Origin of the sequence: Cognatiyoonia sp. IB215182 (assembly GCF_033963905.1) — a bacterium.
GTDB lineage: Bacteria > Pseudomonadota > Alphaproteobacteria > Rhodobacterales > Rhodobacteraceae > Yoonia.
In genome coordinates, this window is sequence record NZ_JAXBMB010000001.1 from 527,069 (window position 1) to 548,667 (window position 21,599).

General features: G+C 58.8%; 27 protein-coding genes and 1 tRNA gene. 16 read left to right on the forward strand and 12 right to left on the reverse strand.

From position 1 onward, the window contains the following. Nucleotides 1–147: 147 nt before the first annotated feature. From SLH47_RS02695 to SLH47_RS02710, 4 genes are all read right to left on the reverse strand, one after another. On the reverse strand, nt 148–861 hold the full coding sequence (locus SLH47_RS02695) for a hypothetical protein (RefSeq protein WP_320237800.1): 714 nt from the start codon (nt 859–861) through the stop codon (nt 148–150). A gap of 191 nt (nt 862–1,052) precedes the next feature. After that, on the reverse strand, nt 1,053–2,042 hold the full coding sequence (locus tag SLH47_RS02700) for a hypothetical protein (RefSeq protein ID WP_320237801.1): 990 nt from the start codon (nt 2,040–2,042) through the stop codon (nt 1,053–1,055). Between the two features lie 67 nt (nt 2,043–2,109). Then, nucleotides 2,110–3,243 (reverse strand): N-acetylglucosamine-6-phosphate deacetylase, encoded by a 1,134-nt coding sequence (nagA, locus tag SLH47_RS02705; protein WP_320237802.1) that lies wholly within the window; start codon nt 3,241–3,243, stop codon nt 2,110–2,112. Continuing rightward, entirely contained in the window at nt 3,240–4,121 is an 882-nt protein-coding gene (locus SLH47_RS02710) for a BadF/BadG/BcrA/BcrD ATPase family protein (RefSeq protein WP_320237803.1), read from the reverse strand. Before SLH47_RS02710 ends, nagA begins: the two co-directional genes overlap by 4 nt. 242 nt (nt 4,122–4,363) lie before the next feature. Here SLH47_RS02710 and SLH47_RS02715 point away from each other — a divergent pair, with 242 nt between their 5' ends. Genes SLH47_RS02715 through SLH47_RS02740 form a run of 6 tightly spaced genes read left to right on the forward strand, consistent with a single transcriptional unit; the run spans nt 4,364 to nt 10,281 of the window. Next, complete coding sequence (locus SLH47_RS02715; protein WP_320237804.1) at nt 4,364–7,222, forward strand: monovalent cation/H+ antiporter subunit A; 2,859 nt, start codon at nt 4,364–4,366, stop codon at nt 7,220–7,222. A 1-nt stretch (nt 7,223) separates the two neighbouring features. Next, nucleotides 7,224–7,595 (forward strand): Na+/H+ antiporter subunit C, encoded by a 372-nt coding sequence (locus SLH47_RS02720; RefSeq protein WP_320237805.1) that lies wholly within the window; start codon nt 7,224–7,226, stop codon nt 7,593–7,595. Beyond that, the gene (locus tag SLH47_RS02725) at nt 7,592–9,136 is read left to right on the forward strand and encodes a monovalent cation/H+ antiporter subunit D (RefSeq protein ID WP_320237979.1); all 1,545 of its coding nucleotides are present in this window, start codon (nt 7,592–7,594) and stop codon (nt 9,134–9,136) included. The genes SLH47_RS02720 and SLH47_RS02725 overlap by 4 nt, the downstream gene beginning before the upstream one ends. Nucleotides 9,137–9,139: 3 nt before the next feature. Continuing rightward, on the forward strand, nt 9,140–9,631 hold the full coding sequence (locus SLH47_RS02730; RefSeq protein ID WP_320237806.1) for a Na+/H+ antiporter subunit E: 492 nt from the start codon (nt 9,140–9,142) through the stop codon (nt 9,629–9,631). Next, nucleotides 9,628–9,897, forward strand: coding sequence for a K+/H+ antiporter subunit F (locus SLH47_RS02735; protein WP_320237807.1), 270 nt, complete (start codon nt 9,628–9,630; stop codon nt 9,895–9,897). Before SLH47_RS02730 ends, SLH47_RS02735 begins: the two co-directional genes overlap by 4 nt. 9 nt (nt 9,898–9,906) lie before the next feature. Next, on the forward strand, nt 9,907–10,281 hold the full coding sequence (locus tag SLH47_RS02740; protein WP_320237808.1) for a Na+/H+ antiporter subunit G: 375 nt from the start codon (nt 9,907–9,909) through the stop codon (nt 10,279–10,281). Between the two features lie 494 nt (nt 10,282–10,775). Here SLH47_RS02740 and SLH47_RS02745 read toward each other — a convergent pair. Continuing rightward, nucleotides 10,776–10,859, reverse strand: a tRNA-Tyr gene (locus SLH47_RS02745). Between the two features lie 118 nt (nt 10,860–10,977). On the opposite strand from SLH47_RS02745, the gene rlmB reads away from it, so the two are divergent. The 4 genes from rlmB to SLH47_RS02765 all read left to right on the forward strand — a co-directional run bounded on the left by rlmB (nt 10,978) and on the right by SLH47_RS02765 (nt 13,296). Further along, nucleotides 10,978–11,754 carry a 23S rRNA (guanosine(2251)-2'-O)-methyltransferase RlmB gene (gene rlmB, locus SLH47_RS02750; protein ID WP_320237809.1) on the forward strand — a complete coding sequence of 259 codons (777 nt, stop codon included), beginning with the start codon at nt 10,978–10,980 and terminating at the stop codon, nt 11,752–11,754. 18 nt (nt 11,755–11,772) lie between these two features. Beyond that, nucleotides 11,773–12,096, forward strand: coding sequence for a hypothetical protein (locus tag SLH47_RS02755; RefSeq protein ID WP_320237810.1), 324 nt, complete (start codon nt 11,773–11,775; stop codon nt 12,094–12,096). Between the two features lie 101 nt (nt 12,097–12,197). Then, on the forward strand, nt 12,198–12,644 hold the full coding sequence (locus SLH47_RS02760; protein WP_320237811.1) for a YHS domain-containing (seleno)protein: 447 nt from the start codon (nt 12,198–12,200) through the stop codon (nt 12,642–12,644). Nucleotides 12,645–12,828: 184 nt separating this feature from the next. Next, a complete protein-coding gene (locus SLH47_RS02765; RefSeq protein WP_320237812.1) occupies nt 12,829–13,296 on the forward strand; it encodes a CoA-binding protein in 468 nt (155 codons plus the stop codon). On the opposite strand, the gene SLH47_RS02770 is transcribed toward SLH47_RS02765, so the two are convergent. Then, entirely contained in the window at nt 13,293–13,601 is a 309-nt protein-coding gene (locus SLH47_RS02770; RefSeq protein ID WP_320237813.1) for a phosphoribosyl-ATP diphosphatase, read from the reverse strand. The genes SLH47_RS02765 and SLH47_RS02770 overlap by 4 nt on opposite strands. After that, nucleotides 13,598–14,359: an imidazole glycerol phosphate synthase subunit HisF gene (hisF, locus tag SLH47_RS02775; protein ID WP_320237814.1), complete on the reverse strand. Its 762-nt coding sequence runs from the start codon at nt 14,357–14,359 to the stop codon at nt 13,598–13,600. The genes SLH47_RS02770 and hisF overlap by 4 nt, the downstream gene beginning before the upstream one ends. Nucleotides 14,360–14,438: 79 nt before the next feature. Between hisF and SLH47_RS02780 the strand changes: the two genes are divergently transcribed. Then, complete coding sequence (locus tag SLH47_RS02780) at nt 14,439–14,882, forward strand: DUF302 domain-containing protein (RefSeq protein ID WP_320237815.1); 444 nt, start codon at nt 14,439–14,441, stop codon at nt 14,880–14,882. Here the strand turns inward: SLH47_RS02780 and SLH47_RS02785 are convergent. After that, nucleotides 14,869–15,324 carry a DUF2867 domain-containing protein gene (locus SLH47_RS02785; RefSeq protein ID WP_320237816.1) on the reverse strand — a complete coding sequence of 152 codons (456 nt, stop codon included), beginning with the start codon at nt 15,322–15,324 and terminating at the stop codon, nt 14,869–14,871. The genes SLH47_RS02780 and SLH47_RS02785 overlap by 14 nt on opposite strands. Beyond that, a complete protein-coding gene (hisA, locus tag SLH47_RS02790; RefSeq protein ID WP_320237817.1) occupies nt 15,321–16,046 on the reverse strand; it encodes a 1-(5-phosphoribosyl)-5-[(5-phosphoribosylamino)methylideneamino]imidazole-4-carboxamide isomerase in 726 nt (241 codons plus the stop codon). The genes SLH47_RS02785 and hisA overlap by 4 nt, the downstream gene beginning before the upstream one ends. Before the next feature lie 138 nt (nt 16,047–16,184). On the opposite strand from hisA, the gene SLH47_RS02795 reads away from it, so the two are divergent. From SLH47_RS02795 to SLH47_RS02805, 3 genes are all read left to right on the forward strand, one after another. After that, a complete protein-coding gene (locus tag SLH47_RS02795; protein WP_320237818.1) occupies nt 16,185–16,574 on the forward strand; it encodes a DUF2147 domain-containing protein in 390 nt (129 codons plus the stop codon). Between the two features lie 218 nt (nt 16,575–16,792). Then, a complete protein-coding gene (locus SLH47_RS02800; RefSeq protein WP_320237819.1) occupies nt 16,793–17,668 on the forward strand; it encodes a hypothetical protein in 876 nt (291 codons plus the stop codon). Beyond that, a complete protein-coding gene (locus tag SLH47_RS02805) occupies nt 17,668–18,471 on the forward strand; it encodes a hypothetical protein (protein ID WP_320237820.1) in 804 nt (267 codons plus the stop codon). The genes SLH47_RS02800 and SLH47_RS02805 overlap by 1 nt, the downstream gene beginning before the upstream one ends. Here SLH47_RS02805 and SLH47_RS02810 read toward each other — a convergent pair. Further along, a complete protein-coding gene (locus SLH47_RS02810; RefSeq protein ID WP_320237821.1) occupies nt 18,468–18,938 on the reverse strand; it encodes a lytic transglycosylase domain-containing protein in 471 nt (156 codons plus the stop codon). The genes SLH47_RS02805 and SLH47_RS02810 overlap by 4 nt on opposite strands. A gap of 133 nt (nt 18,939–19,071) precedes the next feature. On the opposite strand from SLH47_RS02810, the gene SLH47_RS02815 reads away from it, so the two are divergent. After that, complete coding sequence (locus SLH47_RS02815; protein WP_320237822.1) at nt 19,072–19,656, forward strand: TetR/AcrR family transcriptional regulator; 585 nt, start codon at nt 19,072–19,074, stop codon at nt 19,654–19,656. Beyond that, a complete protein-coding gene (locus SLH47_RS02820) occupies nt 19,653–20,321 on the forward strand; it encodes a hypothetical protein (RefSeq protein WP_320237823.1) in 669 nt (222 codons plus the stop codon). The genes SLH47_RS02815 and SLH47_RS02820 overlap by 4 nt, the downstream gene beginning before the upstream one ends. On the opposite strand, the gene hisH is transcribed toward SLH47_RS02820, so the two are convergent. Both hisH and hisB read right to left on the reverse strand, forming a co-directional pair. After that, nucleotides 20,318–20,956: an imidazole glycerol phosphate synthase subunit HisH gene (hisH, locus tag SLH47_RS02825; RefSeq protein ID WP_320237824.1), complete on the reverse strand. Its 639-nt coding sequence runs from the start codon at nt 20,954–20,956 to the stop codon at nt 20,318–20,320. The two genes, SLH47_RS02820 and hisH, sit on opposite strands and share 4 nt — an antisense overlap. Then, the gene (hisB, locus tag SLH47_RS02830; protein WP_320237825.1) at nt 20,953–21,540 is read right to left on the reverse strand and encodes an imidazoleglycerol-phosphate dehydratase HisB; all 588 of its coding nucleotides are present in this window, start codon (nt 21,538–21,540) and stop codon (nt 20,953–20,955) included. Before hisB ends, hisH begins: the two co-directional genes overlap by 4 nt. Between the last annotated feature and the right edge of the window lie 59 nt (nt 21,541–21,599).

The following is a 21,599-nucleotide window of genomic DNA, read 5'->3' on the forward strand; positions in this document are numbered from 1 at the left end:
ATGAACCTTTGTCGCAGCCCGCCCTTTTTCGCGTTCCTCCGTGAGAACGGGATTCTGTTCCGATGCAGTGCGACCCGCGATCATCGTGACACGTCTGGAGTTCCGCGAAATGGCAATGCGTGACCTTTGCCTGAGCAACTTGACGGCTCAGGCGATGACATCATCGCGGCGTTCCAGCCAGTACAACATCGCGAAATTGAAAGTCTTGTAGGCGGACAGGATCACCAAGAACCATGCGCCTATTGGCAAGTTAACTGTGTCGTCCATGGCCTCGATGACAACGATAAGACCGCCAAAGGCCACGACGGCATGCACTGACCGGAAATGCGCAAGCAACAAGTTTTCCTTGTACCTTTCATCTCCCTCAAAATCATGAAAAGGGGGAGATATGAGCCCCTTCCGCAAAGCGATGATGGCGATCAGAAGGGCGATACAAGTCGCTGAACTGACGGCGCGAAACACGTCATAGGGGTCTTGGTCGGGCATGACAGGTGCCCGCGCTTCGGTATGAAGAAGCCATGCCAGCAGGGTTGTTGCACCAAACCAAAGAGACGCATCTACCAGTAGTGTACCGGGCTCCTTCACCGGCTGTTGCAATGGCGTTTCGATCCAGGCGCGCTTTGCGCCAAAGATGCCGTCTCGTAAATGCGTTAAGAGCGCCGCTAGCCCCAAAAGTACCGCTGCGACAAATACCCCAGCAAAGACGCCCGCCGCGACCTGTATCTCGTTCGACGTCAAGCCGTCCGATAGTCCAAGACGGGTGTCCAACGTATCGTGAAATATCGTCAATAGCCGCGGCAGCGTGAGCGCGCCGAACATGATGAATGCCAGGTACAGAGCCAGAACGCCGACACTTCGCATGATGCCTCCAAACCTCGGTAGTGCGTCACGGGTTATAACCCTAGGGTGACATTCACATAGGCTCGGGTGTAACGCAAGGGTGACATTTTGGGATGCAACGAGACATCAAATCGCGAGGAAAGGAAGATGCCGTTGTGGTGCCGACCGTTCGAAGATCGGGGCATCATCTTCGCCGATTTCAAACAGATGCATTAACGCATCCAGAAACCTGCCGATTTGATCTTATTGCGCAGCGCCTTTTCGTGACGCGGTAGGGCATTCTGGTCGAACATAGCACGCACCTTGTGACCCCGCCCTTGAAAGATCAAGCGTTTCATCGGCTCATATTGCTTGAGTAGCTTCTTGATTTTGTTCGGTGCGGTCACCTTTTCCAGCGCTTCAATCTGCGCATCGGTGCCGCGCGCAAAGAGGAGTGGCAATGCCCGGTAGTGACACGAGATATCGCCGTCCAAACCACCAAGCGTTGCGTCCGGTCGACCTCCACCCAAGGTATGAATGACAAGCGGCAACGCGATTTGATCCAGCCAGGGATCAAGCGGCTGGATGACCAGTTCGGGCGGTGGATCATCCCGGATCGACACCGCGTAGTCAGTGAAGAGCTGTCCAAAGCGCGCCGGATCATTGCCGAAAAACCAGCCAGCGTTGAAATAGAGATATCGCTCCCAATACTCGTCGGGCTGCGCCAGATCGAGCGAGCTTTCGAAATCCAGTCCAAACCTGTCATAAAGCGATTTCCAGATCGCCGTGTAGCCGGGCCAATAGAGCTCCTCCACCGGCCAGGTCGGCCCTCGGTTCATTGAGGCGGCGGGGCGATCAAAGTCAAAAGGCACGCGCGTCAGGTCGCCTGTGATCAATGTATCGGTGTCAAAGAAGACGAAAGGCTGCTTTGCTGTAAGTATCTGCAGCCCTTCAATCTTGTTGCCATAAGGGTAGCTGTGCCCAAAATACACGGACTGGAAGGGCCGTATCTCGGCACCAAGTGCTGTCAACGCATCTTTGATATCGCCGGACATTCGCGGGTCGCGTGGCCATTTAGGGCCGGGTTGCGGTTCGGCCACGTAAAGCTGGCCGCGAAAATCGGGTGAGAAGGTGCGTAACGAGGCGGCAAAGATCAGCGCCTCGTATTGCAGCCGCCCCGCCTGGCCAACGATCATGATGTTAAATGGCAAGGCGTGGCTCATATGGTGTTTGACCGGCGTTGTTGACGCCCATGCCTATATCCGTTGCTGCCTGTCACGCAACCATTCGTCAGACCGGGAGCGCACCGCGATAGACACAGTCCGGGTCCAGATGGATCGCGTGTGCCGTTTGGCCCCGTGTGAACGCGCCATAGCCCAAGGCATCCTTCAGCAGATGCGCCGGAACGGATGTTGCCATTGCAAAGGCACGTTCGCGTGACACGTTCGTCTCGGCCAACAGCACGGAAAGGGCCCTTGGCAAGGTCAGATCTGCACCTGCTAATGTGCCGTCTTCCAGCCGCAGGCATCCGTCAGCGCGGCGCACCTCACGCCCGTTCAACTGAAACCCAGTGATGTCGGAGCCGACGGTCGCCATCGCATCGGTCACCAGAAACAGATCGGAAGGGTCCATCGCATCAAGGGCAATCTGGATGCTGGCAGCATGGACGTGGATATTGTCAGCGATCAGGCCAGCGGCAATTCCACGCGTGGCAAGGGCGGCGCCAACAAGACCAGGTGAGCGGCTGCCAAGCTGGCTCATCGCGTTGAACAGATGGGTGACACAGCTTGCGCCTGCAGCGAATGCCTCTTTGGCTTCGGCAAAGCTGCAATCTGTGTGCCCAAGTGCGACGATCACGCCTGCGGCGCTGAGCTTGTCGATTTGCGCATGCGTCACGCTCTCCGGGGCGACGGTGATCATCACGTTCGGCAGGCGCGCCACTGCATCGAGGACTATCGCTTCGTCTGCGGCGGTCATAGGGCGGATCAGTGCCGGATCATGGGCTCCCTTTTTGGCGACTGCGATATGTGGCCCCTCCAAATGCAGCCCGACGATACCCGGCACGCCCGCGCCAATCGCGGCGGCAACCGCGTCAATGGCGGCCTTGGTACGTTCAGCGGTGTCAGTAATCAGCGTTGGCAAAAAAGCCCGCGTACCGGTCGCAGCATGGGCGTCGGCAATTGTCCTGAGGCCTGCTACGCTAGTGTCGTCATTGAACATCACGCCTCCGCCGCCGTTTACCTGAAGATCGACAAAGCCCGGCATGATGGTGCCGCCATCAACGCGATGACGATGATAGGTTGATGGGATCTCCTCCTCCGCGCAGATGCTCTCAAAGACGTCCCCCTTCAAAAGCAAGGCGGCGCCTCGATGTAGAATGCGCCCGTCAAAGATGTCGGTGCCGGTAATCGCCTTTCGGGTCATGGTTGAGTCACGTGTCGCAGTGCGAGCATCACGGCGCCATCGAGCGCCGATCCCGCGGGCGGTTCCAGAAAGGGCTGTAGCTCTGCATCAAGATAAGGGGCGTAATGCGGACCGATCCCGCCCGTCAGGCACAAACGTATCCCCGTGGACCAACCGGCAGCCCGAATACAAGACATCAGATAGTCCGCGCCTTCTTTCATGAGCGCCACGCCAACCTCGTCACCGTTATTTGCAGCCGATACGACCCTTGGTGCGAGTGCGGCGATGTCGTCTGGTGCCGCGTCCTTGGCCATTGCGGTCAGCCCTGCGGGACTTCCGCCAACTTGCGCCAACATCTCTTGGGTCAGAGCCGTCTGTGCTATCAGCCCTTCTGCCGCGAGAACGGATCGGGTCAACAACTGATATCCCAGCCATGCGCCAGACGCCTGGTCCGAGATCATCGCGCCCCACCCGCCAAAGAAGCGTTGTTGCGCGCCCATCTGTGCGGCCACAAAGCTTCCCGTGCCGACTGAAGCCACGATACCGTCAGTGTCCCCCAATGCGCCGGCCAGCGTGGTCGTGCGGTCATCCGAAACCGACAGTCTCTCGAACGGCATTGCAGCTTTTACAGCATCATTCTCGACGTCGCTGATCGCTCCGGCCAGTCCCAAATGCGCTGGGCAGGTTGTCAGATGTCGATCATTCCGACCAAGCTGTGCTGCGGCACTTCTGATCGCCGTGCGTATGCTCTTCAGTGCACCGTCAAGGTCGGTGTAGACATTTGCGGGACCGCCCTCAGCCGCAACCAACCGCTTTCCCGTCGGGTCCGTGACCTGCACGCGGCAGCCGGAGCCACCGCCATCCACACCAAACACATATTGATCTGCCGCATCCTGCATGCGACACCTCTATCACGCTGTTGCAGCGATGCAATTTCGGTCATGACAATGGCAAGTATCTGCCTTGCGAAGAATGATGATGCTCCCAGCAGCCTCAACTTGGCCAACTTGGCATTCACTAGCCCGTGACTTCAGCGATGTTCTGAAGCACAGCCTTGGCTTCGAGGCAAAACGCATGGTTGTGGTGCCTTGCTGCACCGGCTAAGCATTGCTTCAATAATAAACACGGACAGGGCCATTCCATGAGCCACGGGGGGACTCTCCTTTTCATCATTGCGTTGCTGCCCTTTGCGGGGGCGTTGCTACCGGGTCTGATGATCCGGGCGGGGCGCAATGCCTGTGCGATTGCAACGGCGGTGCCGACGCTGCTGGCTCTGATCATGCTGCTTATCCTGGCACCGGCGGTCTTGCGCGGAGAAATCGTTCAGGCGCAGATTGAATGGCTGCCACAGCTTGGTCTTTCGGCCTCTTTCTTCCTTGACGGTTTGGGGCTGCTTTTTGGCGCCATGATCCTTGGCGTCGGGTTTCTGATCACGCTCTACGCCCGCTTCTACCTGTCGGGCGATGATCCGATGGGGCAGTTTTATACATATCTGCTGCTATTTCAGGGTGCCATGCTTGGCATTGTCGTATCCGACAACATCCTGCTTTTGTTGATTTTCTGGGAGCTTACCTCGCTCTCGTCTTTCTTGCTGATCGGCTATTGGAAACACCTGCCAGAAGGGCGCCAGGGTGCGCGGATGGCGCTGACTGTGACCGGTGCGGGCGGGCTTGCGATGATCGGGGGGATGCTGATCCTTGGGAATATCGTCGGCAGCTATAATCTGACGGATATCCTGCAGGCCGGAGATGAAGTCAGGGCGTCCGAATGGTATCTGCCTGCACTGATCCTGATCCTGCTCGGCGCCTTTACAAAGTCGGCGCAATTCCCGTTCCATTTCTGGCTGCCGCATGCCATGGCCGCGCCCACGCCCGTTTCGGCCTATCTTCATTCGGCCACGATGGTGAAGGCCGGCGTCTTTCTGATGGCACGCATGTGGCCCGTGCTTTCCGGTACGGATGCATGGTTCTATATCGTGGCCACAACGGGCCTTGTCACCATGGTGGTCGGGGCATTGATCGCGCTTTTCAAAGACGACCTGAAAGCGTTGCTGGCCTTCTCGACAGTCAGTCATCTCGGGCTTCTGACCATGCTGTTGGGTTTCGGCACCGAGGCAGCTGCGGTCGCGGCGGTGTTTCACATCATCAATCACCTAACGTTCAAGGCCGCACTCTTTATGACTGCGGGCATCGTCGATCACGAAACACATACCCGCGATATCAAGCGACTTGGCGGTCTCAGGCATCTGATGCCGATCACCTTCGTCATCGGCACGGTGGCGGCGCTTTCGATGGCAGGCATCCCGCTTTTGAATGGGTTCCTTTCGAAAGAGATGATGCTGGAAGAGGCATCGCATACCGACTGGCTGGGTAGTCATTACGCGGTGCCGGTGCTGGCGACGATTGGTGCGCTCTTGTCGGTCGCCTATTCGTTCCGATTTGTGGCGCATGTCTTCCTCGGACCGGTACGAGACGATTACCCGCACACCCCGCATGATCCCCCGTTTGGGATGTGGGCCGCACCGGCACTATTGGTCGTCATGGTGATTGTCATCGGCGTGGCCCCGTTCCTTGCCGAAGGCATAGTGACGGCGGCGGCCAGTGCTGTGACGGGCGCCGATCTGCATCCGCATCTGAAGATCTGGCACGGCGTCACCCCGGCATTGTGGATGTCTGTCATTGCCATCGTCGGCGGTGCGATGCTGCTGTTTGCGCACCGACCGCTCGACAAGGCCTGGATTGCAGCACCAAGACCCGAAGCGAAGGTCATTTTCGACAAACTGGTCGCCTTCATCGTCGCCGTGAGCCGGGCCATTTCCGAGATCAGCCACAACGGTGCGATCAGTCGTTACCTCGCCATCTTCACAGTCACGTCCGTGTTCCTTGGCTGGGTCGCCTATTCATCAAGCGGTTTGTCTGCGCCGACACGCGAGATGTTACCAGTGGCGCCGGTCATTGCCGTGGGCTGGGTCATGCTTATTGTCGCCACGATTTCGGTTGTGATCATGCACCACCACCGCTTTCGCGCATTGGTCCTTATCGGGATCATCGGATTGTCGATCTCTGCTGGTTTCGCCTATCTGTCGGCGCCTGACCTTGCGCTGACCCAAATCTCGGTCGAGACGGTGACGATCATGCTGCTGCTGCTCGCACTGCATTTCATGCCGAAAGTGACGCCGAAGGAGAGCCCGCTGGGCCTCAAACTGCGCGATGCGGCTATCGCGGTCGCTGCTGGCGGCGGCGTGGCTGCGCTCGCCTATGCGTTCCTGATGCGCGATATCGACACGATTTCGGATTACCACATCGCCAACAGCTATGAAGGCGGCGGCGGAACCAATGTCGTCAACGTTATCCTCGTTGATTTTCGCGGCTACGACACCTTTGGCGAGATCATCGTGCTGGGGATTGCGGGTCTTGTGATTTTTGCGCTGATGCACGCCTTGCTTGATGGACCGGCAGGGCGACGATTGAAGAACATGGATTTCTCTCGGGACCTTTCCCGCGACCGACACCCGTTGATGATGGTTGTCGTCACGCGCGTTCTGATGCCCATCGCGATTGTCGTGGGCCTTTATATCTTCCTGCGTGGTCATAATGAGCCGGGCGGTGGCTTTGTCGCAGGTCTGGTCATCGCTATCGCGCTGCTCATGCAATACATGGCGTCCGGCTTTGCCTGGACCCAAGAACGCAAGAAGATTGAGTACCACACGATGATCGGTCTTGGCGTGGTGATCGCGGCGCTCACGGGCGCGGGTTCATGGTTGGCCGGTACACCTTTCCTGACGAGTGCATATACCTACGTGCATCTTCCACCCATCGAAGAGTTTGAGCTGGCGACCGCCATGATCTTTGATCTTGGCGTTTTCCTGACGGTGCTCGGGGCGGTGATGCTGATGCTCTATAGCCTTAGTCGCATCGCCCGCTTTGCCGGGGAGACGGTGAACGTGAGGCCAATGGATTACAATCCGGCCAATCACCTTAAAGAAGAACCGGAGCGCTGAGATGGAGTTTATCGTCGCAAGCGGCATCGGTGTTCTGACAGCGGGCGGGGTTTATCTTCTGCTGCGTCTCAGGACGTTCCCTGTTATTATTGGTCTCGCGCTTTTGTCCTATGCGGTGAACGTCTTTCTTTTTGCCAGTGGACGGCTTGCCATCGATCAGTCGCCGATCCTGTCGCCTTATGGTGACGCCAGCTATTCCGATCCACTGCCGCAGGCACTGGTGTTGACGGCCATCGTGATCTCTTTCGGAATGACAGCCGTTCTGGTGATGATGGGGCTAGGCGCGTTTCTGGAATCTGAAAGCGACCGCATCGACATTGACCCGCATGAGGGTGAGCGCGACGACGCGTTGGAAGCCGAGGAGCGCGCCTGATGCACTGGATCATCCTGCCCGTCTTCCTGCCCGCGCTTCTTGCCCCGCTGATCGGATTTGTGATGCGGCACGACATCACACTGGCGCGAACTGCCTCGGTCGCGGGCACAGTCATATTGCTGGCTGTGGCCGTGGGCCTTGCCATGGCGGCAGCCGACGGCACAACACATGTTTATCGGCTGGGCGACTGGCCCGCGCCATTTGGCATTGTGCTGGTGCTGGATCGCCTCTCAGCGCTCATGGTGCTTCTGACATCGACACTGGCGCTGATCGTTCTGATCCACGCAATCGCGACGGGGTGGGACGCGCGCGGGCGCCATTTCCATGCGCTTTTCCAGTTTCAATTGATGGGTATTTGCGGCGCGTTCTTGACTGGCGATGTCTTTAACCTTTTCGTCTTTTTCGAGGTGCTGCTCATCGCGTCTTATGGGTTGATGATCCATTCCGGCGGGAAAGACCGGATGCGCGCGGGTCTGCAATATGTGGTGATGAACCTTGCCGGATCAACGCTCTTTCTGTTCGCGCTCGGCACACTTTATGCCTCGACCGGCACGCTCAACATCGCGGATCTCGCCACCCGCATACCTGAGATCCCCCCCGAAGAGGCTGCACTTGTCCGGGTTGCGGCGATCCTTTTAATGGTCGTCTTTGCGGTGAAGGCGGCACTTTTCCCCGTGCAATTCTGGTTGCCCATGACCTATGCCAACGCCCCCGCTCCGGTGGCGGCACTCTTCGCGATCATGACCAAGGTCGGGGCCTATGCAATCCTGCGGGTCCACACGACCGCGTTCGGGCCGGGTATCACAGGGACCGAGGATTTGGCGGGAACGTGGCTTTTCCCCGCTGCGATCATGACCATTGCTGTCGGGGCTTTCGGGGTGCTTGGCGCGCGTCGCCTGCTGCCGTTGATCGCGTTTTCTGTCGTAGGGTCGATGGGGACGCTCTTGGTGGCGGTTGCTGCCTTCTCGACAACAGCGACCACTGCCGCCCTTTACTACATGGTGCATTCGACTTTTGCCGCGGCGTGTCTATTCCTGATCGCTGATCTTGTCGTCACACGTCGGTCCGGTGACCGACTGAGCGCACAGCCCGTCACTGCCCAAAACGGCCTTTTTGCAGCACTTTTCTTTGCCGCCGCCATAGCCATGGCCGGCATGCCGCCGCTCAGCGGATTTCTCGGCAAGCTTCTGGTCCTCGACGCTTTGAGAGAGCCGGGTGTTATCGGCTGGGCATGGTCGGCAGTCCTTGTCGGGTCGCTTTTCACGATCGTGGGCTTCGGCCGCGCAGGTAGCACGCTTTTCTGGAAGTCCACTTCAGTCGCGGTGCCGACAGACGATGTTCAGGGTGGTGCCAGCGCGCATTTATCACCTGCGACAACGATGCAGATCGCCCCGGTGATGCTGGCGCTTGGTCTTCTGGGGGCTCTCGCGGTCTTTGCCGGCCCGGTGGCGGCTTATCTTGATGACACCTCCGCGCAGCTTTTCGATCGGGCGGGTTATGTTGATGCGGTTCTGGGCGCCAATCCAGAGGGGGAAAGCTGACCGATGCTGCACCGTCTGATCCCGCACCCGCTTTTGAGCCTGACACTGGTTCTGGTTTGGATTGGCCTTGTGAACACGTTCACCTTGGGGAACCTGATCCTCGGCTCGATCTTCGGTCTCATCATTCCGATTGTCACCGCAGCCTATTGGCCCAATCGTCCAGCCATCTCGCGCCCGCTGAAGATCGTCGAATACATGCTGATCGTGCTGTGGGATATCGTTGTGGCGAATGTCGAAGTTGCCATGATCATACTGTTCAAGCGTGAACGGACAATCCATTCGCAATGGATCCCCATTCCGCTTGAGCTGACCTCGGCCGAGGCGATCACGGTTCTGGCCGGAACAATTACCATGACCCCCGGAACGGTGTCCGCAACGCTTGCCGCCGATTGCAATGCGATCCTCGTGCACTGCCTGCATACCGATGATCCAGACAGCGTCCGCGACGCGATCAAGTCCCGCTACGAAAGCCGCCTTTTGGAGATCTTTCAATGATTGAATACGCTCTTGTCTTCGCAGCTGGCTGTTATGGCGTGGCGCTTTTGCTCGATCTCTGGCGCATCGCAATTGGCCCTGATCCCGCGGACCGTATCCTCGCGCTGGATACGATGGTGATCAATGTGATCGCCCTTCTGGTGCTTTACGGGGTCTGGCGTGGCTCTGCGATTTACTTTGAACCCGCAATGCTGATTGCGATGGTCGGCTTTGTTTCCACGGTTGCTTACTGTCGCTTCATCCTGCGCGGCGACATTATCGAATAGGGGGATCTGATGGGCTTTGTTGCGGAACTCTTGATCTCACTGGCGCTTGTGATAAGCGGCATTTTTGGTTTTGTCGGCTCTTACGGGCTGATAAAACTCAAAGATCCGTTGCAGCGACTGCATGCGCCAACCAAGGCCACGACACTGGGTGTCGGTGGTGTCCTGATCGCCTCAATGATCTTCTTTTATGCCAAAACCGGGCACATCTCGATCCACGAACTCCTGATCACGCTTTTCCTGTTCCTGACAGCACCGATTACGGCAAACTTCATCGCTAAGACTTATCTGGCCGGGAACCTGCGCCAGGAAGACCTGCCCGAGAGCAAGGGGGATTACGGTTGGTCGGTTTACGATGATCCCCCTGAAACCGGCTCGGATCGCTGAAGGGTCCGACTGCGTAGTTTGTCTTCGCGATAGTTAGTCCCCAAGCATCTCAACCAGGCGGGTCTTGTTGCGGACGAAGTAATTCATTGATTTCATCAAGGTTTCCTCCAGTCCATCCTGTAGCTCCCAACCGATGGACCGCAGTTTTGAGATGTCGGCCGGCTGACGAGAGTTGTCCTTGCAGCACCAGAATCTGAATTCGCATCTGTCCGCAAGCCCGCACAACGGAAACTTTCAGGTGCAGAGTGCTTTCCGAACGCACAAACGGTCTTGGCGTGAAAGAGGACACCTTAGCAAGACGTTCGAACACGCTATGCAATCATCTCAAGTCATTATAAAATAATGGAAAAATTGGAATTCGCTCTTGAGCGAAATGTCCTGAATTTGACGTTTGCACAGCCATTGGTATACAGTCGGCACGAGAGTATTAGAGCCACAAAAACAACCCTATCTTTCAAGGTGTTAGAGGGTTTTTCTGCCAAAAGAATTGGAGATGGTGGGCGACCCTGGAATCGAACCAGGCGTGCGTCTCCGCGAGGGAGTTACAGTCCCCTGCCACACCTTGCGGCCTGTCGCCCACTGACGGGCTGATTAACTGCCGCCCCCAAGCCCGTCAACCGCAAAAGTCGCGGCCCTTCACTTGGTCTGCCATGTGGGGTATCGCGCCATTTGAGGCTGACCAAACGGGAACCGAACATGAAGAAGCCAAAGTGGGTGATCGCCAAGGAACAGGCGAAACGGGCCGCCGCGCAAGAGACGGTCTGGCTCTTTGGTTTGCACGCGGTGCGGGATGCGTTGCTCAACCCCAAGCGCGAGAAGCTGCGTCTGATCGTGACCCGCAATGCGCTGGACCGGCTGGGGGAGGCGGTCGCGGCAGGGGGCCTCTCCCCCGAAATCTCCGACCCCCGGAAATTCGCGGCACCGATCGACCCGCAATCGGTCCATCAGGGGGCGGCACTTGAGGTCAAGCCGCTTGATTGGGGGCGGCTGGAGGACGTGGCCGTCGGCGAGGGGCCGATGCCGCCACGGATCATCCTGCTTGACCGGGTGACGGACCCGCATAATGTCGGGGCAATTCTGCGGTCAGCGGAGGTTTTCGGTGCGCGCGCGGTTGTCGCGGTTCAACGGCATTCCGCGCCCGAGACCGGCGCGCTGGCCAAAACGGCAAGCGGGGCTTTGGAGCGTCAACCCTATCTGCGGGTCCGCAATCTGGCTGATGCGATGATCGCGCTACGGGATATGGGCTATCTCGTGCTGGGTCTTGATGGCGAGGCGGAGCAGACGATTGAGGCCGCAATTGAGGGCAAACGCGATCGGCCTTTGGCACTTGTCCTCGGTGCCGAAGGGCCGGGCCTGCGCAACAAAACCAAGGAAACCTGCGATCAGCTTGTCCGAATCGATGCGGCGGCCGCTTTTGGTTCTCTCAACGTCTCGAATGCCGCCGCAGTGGCCTTATATGCTATCCGAGGCTGAGAAGAAGGCAGGCATGCAATGGGCGCAACGAAGATTACCACATGTTGTTATTGCGGGACGCGTGCCGCGCTGGTTTTGCGCGGCAAAGAGCGGCATGAGCTGACCTGCAGCAATTGCGGCGCGCCGATCCATGCGATGAAAATGTTACCAAAAGAGGCCGTGTCAAAGCACGGCAAGGTAACAAAGCATGGCTACAAAGAGACAAAGAAGTACCACCGCGACTACGATGACGACTATGTCCGCCGTCCCAAAAAACGCCGCAAAAGCAAAAGCTTCGGGCGCAAAGTGATGTCGGGTCTTTGGGACGTGCTTGAGGATGTGGTGGACGAGGTCTTTGACTGACGCCCTTTCAACATCGCTCACGGCTTGGCGAGGTGGGTAGGCAGAGGCGCAATCTGCGCGCATCTTGAGGCGCAACAGGCGTTATCGGAGCAGTCCTATCCATGATCACACGACGATCCTTTCTTGGCGCTTTTGCCGCCACCGCCTTAGCGGGCAACAAAGCTTTTGCCACGCCTGCGGCTGTGTTTGCGGAAGATGGCTATGCCATTCACGGGATCGATCCGGTGTCTTACTTCCGGAACGATGCGCCGATCGCCGGTCGCGATGCGTATCGCCTGATGTGGCGGAAGGCGATCTGGCGGTTTGAGAATGCCACCAACATGGCCGCCTTTGAGGCGGCGCCGCGCGCCTTTGCACCACGCTATGGCGGGTATTGTGCGATGTCGCTCATCAACGGGCAATGGTCGCCCAGCGATCCGGATGCGTGGACCATCCACCAGGGCAGGTTGTACCTGACACACTCCGTTCCTGCCCGTGATCAATGGCGCAAAGACCCAGAACGCTTCATTGCCATGGCTGACGCGCATTGGCGGGCCGCGCATTGGTAGCTTAACGCTTCGTTCACGTTTCGCTGATCAACTCTACTTTGAGCGCTGCCTACTTCTTACATGATGGCTTGGAAACGCATTTCTGGAACAGATGCGTTTCGGCTCACTGTCCCTCGTTCCATACCTTGCGCCCGGTTCGAACCGGGCGCTTTTTTGTCGCGCTTTGTGCTGATACGAGGGTGCCATGACTTACACGGATGATCATCTGCGCGGGATTCTTGAGCGGACCAAGACGATTGCCGTTGTGGGCGTCTCCGCCAATCCGGTGCGGCCCAGCTATTACGTGGCGCGCTATCTGGGCCTGAAAGGTTATCGTGTGATCCCGGTCAATCCGGGGCTGGCCGGGCAGACCCTGCTGGGTGAGGAGGTCTATGGCGATGTCACGGATATCCCTGATGATGTGGATATGGTCGACATCTTCCGCCGGTCCGAGGCTGTGCCGCCGATTGTGGATGCAGCCTTAGCACGTTGGCCGGAATTGCAGACCATCTGGATGCAGATTGGCGTGGAGAATGCGGAGGCTGCGGCCAAGGCCGAAGCACGCCGCGTTGACGTTATCCAGAACCGCTGTCCGAAGATCGAGTATCAGCGCTTGCATAACGAGCTGCGGATGGGCGGTTTTGTTACCGGGCGCGTGTCGTCAAAGCTCTAAGGGCGCGCGGCTTTTTCGGCGATCCCGGATTGGCCCTTCCGTTTGGCCAATTCGTCCATCACGGCATCAAGTGGCACATCGCAGGCGGCCAGCATCACAAGCAGGTGGTAAAGCACATCCGCCGCTTCCAAGGTCAGACCGGCGCGATCACCTTTGACCGCCTCAATGATCGCTTCAACCGACTCTTCCCCGAACTTCTCGGCGCATTTCTCTGGCCCTTTGGCCAGCAATTGCGCGGTCCAACTGCTGTCAGGATCAGCGCCTTTGCGCGCTGCAATCACCTTAGCCAAATCATCCAGCGTCATGACAGCCTCACCGGAATACCCGCCGCAGCCATATGGGCCTTGGCTTGCCCGATTGTGTAGGTGCCGAAATGGAAGATCGACGCGGCGAGCACGGCAGACGCGCCGCCTTCAGTCACGCCTTCGACCAGGTGGTCGAGCGTTCCGACGCCCCCCGATGCGATGACCGGCACGTCCACGGCGTCCGAGATTGCGCGCGTCAGCGGCAGGTTGAACCCGGCTTTCGTACCGTCCCGGTCCATCGAGGTCAGAAGGATTTCGCCCGCGCCCTTGTCAACAACGGTTTTGGCGAACGCCACAGCGTCAATGCCCGTGGGTCGTCGCCCGCCATGGGTGAAGATCTCCCAACGCCCCGGGGCGACCGTCTTCGCATCGATCGCCACGACAATACATTGCGAGCCAAAGCGCATCGCGGCTTCGGCCACCACATTGGGGTCGGCGACCGCGGCGGAGTTAAAGCTGACCTTGTCGGCACCGGCCAGCAACAGATCGCGGACGTCATGGTGTGTCCGCACGCCGCCACCGATAGTCAGGGGCATGAAGCACTGCTCTGCGGTCCGCGTCGCGAGGTCGAACATCGTCCCGCGATTTTCCTGCGTCGCCATGATGTCGAGAAAACAGAGCTCATCCGCACCCGCCGCGTTATAGGCAATGGCGGCATCGACCGGGTCGCCGGCATCCACCAGATCGACGAAATTCACGCCCTTCACCACGCGGCCTTCGGCCACGTCGAGGCAGGGGATGATGCGGGTCTTCAACATGGCGTGATCTCTAGGCGGAAAGGCGGGAAATGGGAAGAGGGGGGTGATAGGCGTTGGCCACTGGAACTGGGAGCAACTTATGAAATACCTCATTGCAACCGCCCTGATCGGGCTTTCGGCGACACAAGCGGCGGCAGAGCTTGTCTCAAAACCCTCACCTAAAACGGTGGCAGAGACGATGGACGCGCTCGAAGCAGCGGTGAACGGGGCAGGGGCCACTATCTTTGCCCGCGTGGATCACGGGGCGGGTGCCGCGAGCGTCGATCTGGAGATGCCGGAGGCCCAGCTTTTGATCTTTGGCAATCCACGTCTGGGAACGCCTGTGATGAACATGGATATCGTCGCGGGCCTGCAGCTGCCTTTGCGTGTGCTTGTGCATGAGGCGGCGGACGGCAGCGTGGCAATCAGCTATGAAACCGCCGAGACGCTGCTGGACGGGCTCAGCGTTGATATGAGCGCAGAGGTCATCGGGCGCATGAACGGTGCACTCAACATGCTGACCGACAAGGCTATTGCGCCTTAGCAACCCGCGCCAAAGCATTGCGGGCAATCGCAATGTGAAACGGCATGATCGCCGCAAGATAAAGTCGCCCCCCGATATTGTGGGGCGACACCCATGTCGCAAGGCTGACCTGACCGTCCTGAGCCATCACCGAGACACGGAAATCCAGATGCTTGTCGTCAAATCCGGCGACGAGTTCCGTCTCACTCTCGCTTTCAACGGGGAATGGCCCGACCTTGTCAGGCACATCCGGTCCGTCATTGTCCAGACCAAACGGCGCCGTGACGATCCGGCGGATCAGCAGCAGAAACTGTGCCCAGCCGGGAAAATCCGTGATCACCTCCGCTGCGGTACGCGGTGTCGTGTCAGCATGCACCGCGTAGCAATCCAGGAAATCACCCGGCACGCGCCGCTGGTGCAAAGCACTGCTTGCCGGCAGGGGAATGAAACGAACGTAGCTCATGCCGCGTCCTTGAGCAGTGTCAGCGCCGCACCCAGATCAATCGCCCCGTCATAAAGCGCCCGGCCCGAAATGGCACCAGCGATCACACCGGTCTCCTTCAGCGTCTGCAGATCAAACAGCGATGACACGCCGCCGGATGCAATGACCGGAATATCAACGGCCTCTGCCAACGCGGCTGTCGCAGCCACATTTGGCCCCTTCATCGCCCCATCCCGCAGGATGTCAGTGTAGATGATCGCGGCGATCCCGGCATCCTCGAATGACCGGGCGAGATCGGTAACCATCACGTCAGTGTCTTCCGCCCATCCGCGCGTGGCCACCTTGCCGTTGCGCGCATCAAGGCCAACCGCGACCTGACCGGGAAAGGCGCGTGCAGCCTCTCGCACAAGTTCCGGGTTCTCGACTGCGACCGTGCCGAGGATGACCCGCGCCAGCCCCTTACCAAGCCAGCGTTCAATCGTGGCCATGTCCCGAATGCCGCCACCCAATTGTGCGGGCACAGGGCAAGCGGCCAGGATCGCCTCAACGGGTGCGGCATTCACCGGCTCACCGGCAAAAGCGCCATTGAGATCAACCAGATGCAGCCATTCACACCCCGCAGCCACAAAGGCTTTCGCTTGTGCTGCCGGGTCGTCGTTGAAGACCGTCGTCTGATCCATATCGCCATGGACAAGGCGCACGGCCTGACCGTCTTTCAGATCGATTGCGGGGTAGAGGATCATGCGGTGCCTTTCAGAGGTTTGCCCCGTCTTTACGCCTGCGGGGCCACCAATTGCAACGCAGCGTCACGTCACATGCAGACTTGATTGCCCCCGAAAGAACCGCGCATCCTTGCCGCAACAAATGGGAGGACCTGAAAGATGAAAACCCTCAAAATCGCAGCTGCAGCCCTGATCGCTCTGTCCACTTCCGCATTTGCGGACCCTTTGGAAGGGCGCTGGCAGACTGCGCGCGATGACAATGGCAATTCCGGGATCATTCAGGTCGCCCCTTGCGGCAATGCGCTTTGCGGGCGGTTGGTGCAGTCGTTCGATGCAAGCGGCAACACGATCTCGACAGAGCATGATGGCCGCATGATCATTTCCGAGATGTTGCCTCAAGGCGGCGGCGCCTATAGGGGCAAGATTTACGCACCCGACCGCGACCGCACCTATAACTCGCGCCTGCAGTTGAGCGGCAATTCACTTGCGGTTTCGGGCTGCGTATTTGGCATTTGTCGCGATGGCGGCACCTGGACCCGGGCGAACTGAGCCCCTCGTTTCCTGAATGTGTGCGACGCCTGTCACGCCATAGGGGGCGGGCAAACATTTTCAGAAGGCATGCCCTTCGATCCCACTCGTCGATAATTGTCGCCGTGAATAAACCTCGTCCCTGCGGCGTATAGTCTGCAGGGAACAGGATTTGCGCATGGTCCAGCAATAGGAGTCGGCGCTCAAACCCCGTTCCATCAGGATCGGGACGTTGGGACATGCTGCCAGTCTACAGAACGCACAACCACGCTGCGCCTACACGCGCGCATCGCATATTGTTTTGGATCGGTGCGTTCTTTGCCGGTTGGGTCGCCGTCTTCACATATGCTGCGCATCTGATGGGCCAGAACCCGGGCCTGCCATTTCATGCGCCACCTTTGCACCTTTGGACAATCGCCAGCCTTTATCTGGGCGGCATGGTCATGATGGTTCTGGCCGCGCGTGCCCGGACGCTCTCGGCCACACGCATTCCGGTTGTTGTTGCAGGGCTCTTCACCGGATTCTTGTTGCTGGTCTCGCTTTTCCATCTGGAGCGTTTCGACTTTTCTGTGCCGGACCGCACTGGCCCGCTTTGGGGCATCGTTTGGTTGCCGCTGCCGTTTCAGGTGTCGTGGTTCTGGTTCGTGCTTTATGGCATGTGCCCTGTCGTTGTCGCGGTTCTTTTGCGTCGCTACTGGCATGCGTCACAGGGTGTTCACTACAACCCGTTGCCAATCGCGCTGCGTAGCTTTTTGGCGTCCATTGGTTTGTGTGGTGTCGCATTTGCGCTGGTTCTGTTGATCACCCCGCGCATTGGCATGTTGCTTTGGCCGTGGGAGATCAGCGTGTTTCTGGCCCAAATCTATGCCGGTCCATTTCTGGCATTTGCTGTTGCCGCAATCATGATGGCGATGGCGCAGGATCGTGCCGACACGCATATTCCGGCTGCAGGGCTTGCCGTCTTTGCAGCTTTCGCCCTGATGGCAAGCCTTTGGCATCTCTCGGTCCTGCGCCCATTCAGCCCTGCCGCGTTCTCCTGGTTGGGCATTCTCGCGCTGCTTCTGTGTGCGGCGGGTCTCACATTGCAAGCAACTGACAGGAAGACGAGTACATGATGCCCGAAGGGTCCAGGGTCTTGCCCGCATTGCGGATCTGGTTTTGCATTGAGGTTCTTTTTGCCTCATTCGGATTGGTCTCGGTCGCCTATGACCCGGCGAATTCGGCCAGTAACTTCGCCTGGAGCATTCAGCCGCCCGTCACAGCGGCAATGATTGGCGGGTTCTATCTGGCCATCGCGCCAATCCTGATCCTTGGCATATTCGCCAGAAGCTGGGAACGCGTCCGCGTCGTCGTAATCCCAGCATTGGTCTTTACCGCGATGTTGCTGGTCGCGACGTGGCTACACTGGGCCAGTTTCCGACATGGCACACCAGCGTTCTGGCTGTGGTATGTCAGCTACTTCACGCCTCCCTTCGCCTTTGGCATCCTTTACCTGCTGCAATGGCGCAGGCAGCAGGCGGTCCCGAACCACCAGCCTATGATCGTGGCTTTTCGCAGCCTGCTGATCCTGCTTGGCTTGCTGATCACGGCAGAGGGTCTTTATACCTTCGTCAATCCAGCCCATTTCATGGCGCCGCAAGCTTTCGTGATTACGCCGCTGACCGCGCGCACGATAGCGGGTTGGATGACGGCGGTTGGTTTGATCCTGCTTTTCTCTGCTGCCGAAGGCGCGTTTGAGCGTGTGCGGATCGGTGCGCCATTTTTAATACTTGCTTTGCCCTGCCTCTGGCTGCAAATGGCGCGCTTTCCCGATCAGGTCGACTGGACCCATCCACGCCTTCTGGCGATGGGGGCTGTCCTCGCCCTCTGCACAATCGTGGGGCTCTACATGGTGCGGGGGCTGCGATTGCGGAACTAGCCCGGACGCAGCCCCGTCTCTACCAGCATGCCGCGCCGTTTCGCCTCGTAGTAATAGCCGCGCGCATACCAGCTGACCGCCGTGGCCTCGTCCCCGTCCGAGATGAGCCATGCCCCGCGCAAGTACCGGCCTGCATAAATCAGGTTTGTCTCGGCATCGAGCAACCCTTCCGGTGATCCGCGATATCCCATCGTGCGCGCCGTTTCTGGCAGGATCTGCATCAGCCCGTAATAGGGGCCGTTGCGCGCCCAGGGGCGGTGGGTGCTTTCGCGCACGATTACCCTGTGTAGCAAGGTGACCGGGATGTCATGGACCTCCGCATATTTGTTGATCAACTGCCGCAATTCCGGCGTCTCATTGGGGTAAAGCGGGATATCGTTGTTGGCGCGCGAGGGCGTGTTGTCTTCCCGGCGGCCACAGGCGGCAAGGGCCGCAAGTGCGCCGATGACAAAGCGTCGGTGATACATGAACTGCTCCTGATTTTTCTTTTGCGCGCAGTATGGGCGAATTGGCGGAAAAGTCATCAGATCTTCTTTGGTCTTGGCGGAATCCTGTTTCTATGCACTTGCATTGGAATTATTTCTATGCAATCGTATAGAAATGGCGCGACCCAAATCATATGACCGCGACGATGCGATTGCCAAAGCCTGTATGGCGTTCTGGCAGCACGGCTATCAGGCGCTGGGCGTGCGCGAGCTGGAGCGGCTGACAGGCCTGAACCAGTTCGCCATCCGGTCCGAATTTGGTGGGAAAGAGGGGCTTTATCTTGAAGCGCTGCGCTATTATGCCGACGCTGCGATGACCGAGGAATTCTCGCCGATGAAGACGGGCGGCATCGCTGAAGTGATGGCCTTCTTTCGCGGTCTGGTGACGGATGGCTCGCTCACCTCCAGCGATTTCGGCTGTCTGATCGTCAATACCGGCATCGAAAATGCCCGCGTCCAAAGCGAGAGGCTCGACGAAGCCGCTCGCGCGTATTGGGCGGCCCTTGAGGCGCATTTCCGCATGGCATTGGAACGAGACGCCGGGCAGCCCGCGCGCTTTGATCCGGGCACCCTCGCCAAAGCGCTCGTCTCCGCCGTGATGGGTATCCACGCTCAGAACCGGGCGCAGCAATCAAATCAGGCAGGCCGCTATCTGGTGGACATGGTCTGCGCCAACCTCGCCGCATTGGAGCAGACATGAAGTTGCCTTTCACGCCCGCGTTGGGCCTCAACGGCGTCTATCTTTTGCAATCTGCAAAGCTTACGTCCTTCGCCTTGCGCCTCAAAGACGAAACCTATTGTCTCTACAGCCCCATCGCGGGTCTGGCGCAGCAGGCACACACGGCGCTAGTTAATCAGGGCGACATCTCCGTGCTTCTCGCGCCGAACCATTACCACAATATGGGTCTGAAGGAGCATGTTGCGGCGTTCCCGCATGCCGCACTCATGTCCTCAAAAGCCGCCGCACCCCGGTTGAAAAAGATCACGGGGTTAGCCTTTTCGGACGTAAACGCACTCGCCCCGCAATTGCCCGAAGGAACCCGCGTGCTGGAGCCAGAGGGCCTCAAGACCGGGGAAGTCTGGTGGGAGATTACGGAGGAGGACGAGGTTGCCTGGGTCGTGACCGACGCGTTTAGCACCAAGCGGTATCCGGCTGGCGAGGAGGCCGACGTGCCATCCATGCTGGGCACCTTCCCGAAATACGGGATCAAGGATAGCGGGAAATTCTGCCGTTGGGTCGAACAGCAGCTAGCGCTACGCCCGCCGACCATATTGCTGTCCTGCCACGGATCACCCTTGCGCGATGCCAACCTCGCCACAGCGCTGCAACAACTGCTGAACGAGACGTTCTGCGAACCGCGCTAAGGCGCCCACTTCAGGAAATTCCCGATCATCCGCAGACCGGCCTGCTGGCTCTTTTCGGGGTGGAATTGCGTGCCGATCATCGTGTCGCGCCCGATGATGGCCGTCACGTCGCCCCCATAATCCACATGTGCGAGCCGCTCTGCCGGGTTGGTCACATCCATCGCATAAGAATGCACGAAATAGGCGTGATCGCCCGTGGTGATCCCCTCCAGCACCGGGTGGGCATGGTCGATCACCAGATCGTTCCAGCCCATATGCGGCACTTTCAACGCGGCATCGTCAGGCGCGATCCGCCGGATGTCGCCCGCCACCCAGTCAAAGCCGGGTGTCGGTTCATATTCATGGCCTGTCGTCGCCATCATCTGCATGCCGACGCAGATGCCAAAGAAAGGCCGCGCCTTGACCGTCACAGCCTCAATGATCGCCTCGGCCAATCCAGACCGGGCAAAAAGCTCCGCCCGGCAATGGGGAAACGCGCCATCACCCGGCAGCACGATCCGGTCGGCTTTGGAGACGACATCCGGGTCCGCCGTCACGATGATCGACCCCGCGCCAACCTCCGCCGCCATCCGCTCAAACGCCTTTTGGGCGGAATGCAGGTTGCCGCTGTCGTAATCGACAAGGGCCGTGGTCATAGGCTGCCCTTCGTGGAGGGGATGGCATCAGCCTTGCGCGGATCCGTCTCAACCGCCTCACGCAAGGCGCGAGCAACCGCCTTAAACGCAGCCTCTGCAATGTGATGGGCATTGAACCCATGCAAACGGTCGATATGCAGCGTGATGCCGCCATGGGTGCTGAGCGCCTGAAAGAACTCGCGCACCAATTCGGTATCAAACGTGCCGATCTTGCCGAAGGGCAGGTCGAGATTGCAGATCAGATAAGGCCGCCCGGACAGGTCGAGCGCGCAACGTACCTGCGCATCATCCATCGCCAAATGGCAGGACCCATAGCGGCGAATACCTTTTTTGTCGCCGAGCGCCTGTGTCAGTGCCTGACCCAGCGCGATGCCCACATCCTCCACCGTATGGTGGTCATCAATATGCAGATCGCCAGCGGCCCTGACGTGCATATCGATCAGCGCATGGCGCGACAATTGATCCAGCATATGATCAAAAAACCCGACGCCGGTCTGGTTGTCATACTCTCCGGTCCCGTCAAGGTTCACGGTCACAGAGATATCCGTCTCTGCCGTCTTACGTGTGATCGTTGCCGTGCGCATCGCCATTCCTTTTCTTTGCGCGTCTCTATAGGCGCATCCGGGGCAGGGGCCAAGAGAGC

Coding starts and splice junctions, on each gene's coding strand:
- SLH47_RS02695 (WP_320237800.1), bottom strand. CDS start 861: ATGCGAAGTGTCGGCGTTCTGGCTCTGTACCTGGCATTCATCATGTTC.
- SLH47_RS02755 (WP_320237810.1), top strand. CDS start 11,773: ATGGGCGCAACGAAGATTACCACATGTTGTTATTGCGGGACGCGTGCC.
- SLH47_RS02730 (WP_320237806.1), top strand. CDS start 9,140: ATGCTGCACCGTCTGATCCCGCACCCGCTTTTGAGCCTGACACTGGTT.
- SLH47_RS02815 (WP_320237822.1), top strand. CDS start 19,072: ATGGCGCGACCCAAATCATATGACCGCGACGATGCGATTGCCAAAGCC.
- SLH47_RS02760 (WP_320237811.1), top strand. CDS start 12,198: ATGATCACACGACGATCCTTTCTTGGCGCTTTTGCCGCCACCGCCTTA.
- hisF (WP_320237814.1), bottom strand. CDS start 14,359: ATGTTGAAGACCCGCATCATCCCCTGCCTCGACGTGGCCGAAGGCCGC.
- SLH47_RS02700 (WP_320237801.1), bottom strand. CDS start 2,042: ATGAGCCACGCCTTGCCATTTAACATCATGATCGTTGGCCAGGCGGGG.
- SLH47_RS02780 (WP_320237815.1), top strand. CDS start 14,439: ATGAAATACCTCATTGCAACCGCCCTGATCGGGCTTTCGGCGACACAA.
- hisB (WP_320237825.1), bottom strand. CDS start 21,540: ATGCGCACGGCAACGATCACACGTAAGACGGCAGAGACGGATATCTCT.
- SLH47_RS02820 (WP_320237823.1), top strand. CDS start 19,653: ATGAAGTTGCCTTTCACGCCCGCGTTGGGCCTCAACGGCGTCTATCTT.
- nagA (WP_320237802.1), bottom strand. CDS start 3,243: ATGACCCGAAAGGCGATTACCGGCACCGACATCTTTGACGGGCGCATT.
- SLH47_RS02785 (WP_320237816.1), bottom strand. CDS start 15,324: ATGAGCTACGTTCGTTTCATTCCCCTGCCGGCAAGCAGTGCTTTGCAC.
- SLH47_RS02740 (WP_320237808.1), top strand. CDS start 9,907: ATGGGCTTTGTTGCGGAACTCTTGATCTCACTGGCGCTTGTGATAAGC.
- SLH47_RS02710 (WP_320237803.1), bottom strand. CDS start 4,121: ATGCAGGATGCGGCAGATCAATATGTGTTTGGTGTGGATGGCGGTGGC.
- SLH47_RS02795 (WP_320237818.1), top strand. CDS start 16,185: ATGAAAACCCTCAAAATCGCAGCTGCAGCCCTGATCGCTCTGTCCACT.
- SLH47_RS02805 (WP_320237820.1), top strand. CDS start 17,668: ATGCCCGAAGGGTCCAGGGTCTTGCCCGCATTGCGGATCTGGTTTTGC.
- hisH (WP_320237824.1), bottom strand. CDS start 20,956: ATGACCACGGCCCTTGTCGATTACGACAGCGGCAACCTGCATTCCGCC.
- SLH47_RS02770 (WP_320237813.1), bottom strand. CDS start 13,601: ATGACGCTGGATGATTTGGCTAAGGTGATTGCAGCGCGCAAAGGCGCT.
- SLH47_RS02810 (WP_320237821.1), bottom strand. CDS start 18,938: ATGTATCACCGACGCTTTGTCATCGGCGCACTTGCGGCCCTTGCCGCC.
- SLH47_RS02735 (WP_320237807.1), top strand. CDS start 9,628: ATGATTGAATACGCTCTTGTCTTCGCAGCTGGCTGTTATGGCGTGGCG.
- SLH47_RS02715 (WP_320237804.1), top strand. CDS start 4,364: ATGAGCCACGGGGGGACTCTCCTTTTCATCATTGCGTTGCTGCCCTTT.
- SLH47_RS02800 (WP_320237819.1), top strand. CDS start 16,793: ATGCTGCCAGTCTACAGAACGCACAACCACGCTGCGCCTACACGCGCG.
- SLH47_RS02765 (WP_320237812.1), top strand. CDS start 12,829: ATGACTTACACGGATGATCATCTGCGCGGGATTCTTGAGCGGACCAAG.
- rlmB (WP_320237809.1), top strand. CDS start 10,978: ATGAAGAAGCCAAAGTGGGTGATCGCCAAGGAACAGGCGAAACGGGCC.
- SLH47_RS02720 (WP_320237805.1), top strand. CDS start 7,224: ATGGAGTTTATCGTCGCAAGCGGCATCGGTGTTCTGACAGCGGGCGGG.
- hisA (WP_320237817.1), bottom strand. CDS start 16,046: ATGATCCTCTACCCCGCAATCGATCTGAAAGACGGTCAGGCCGTGCGC.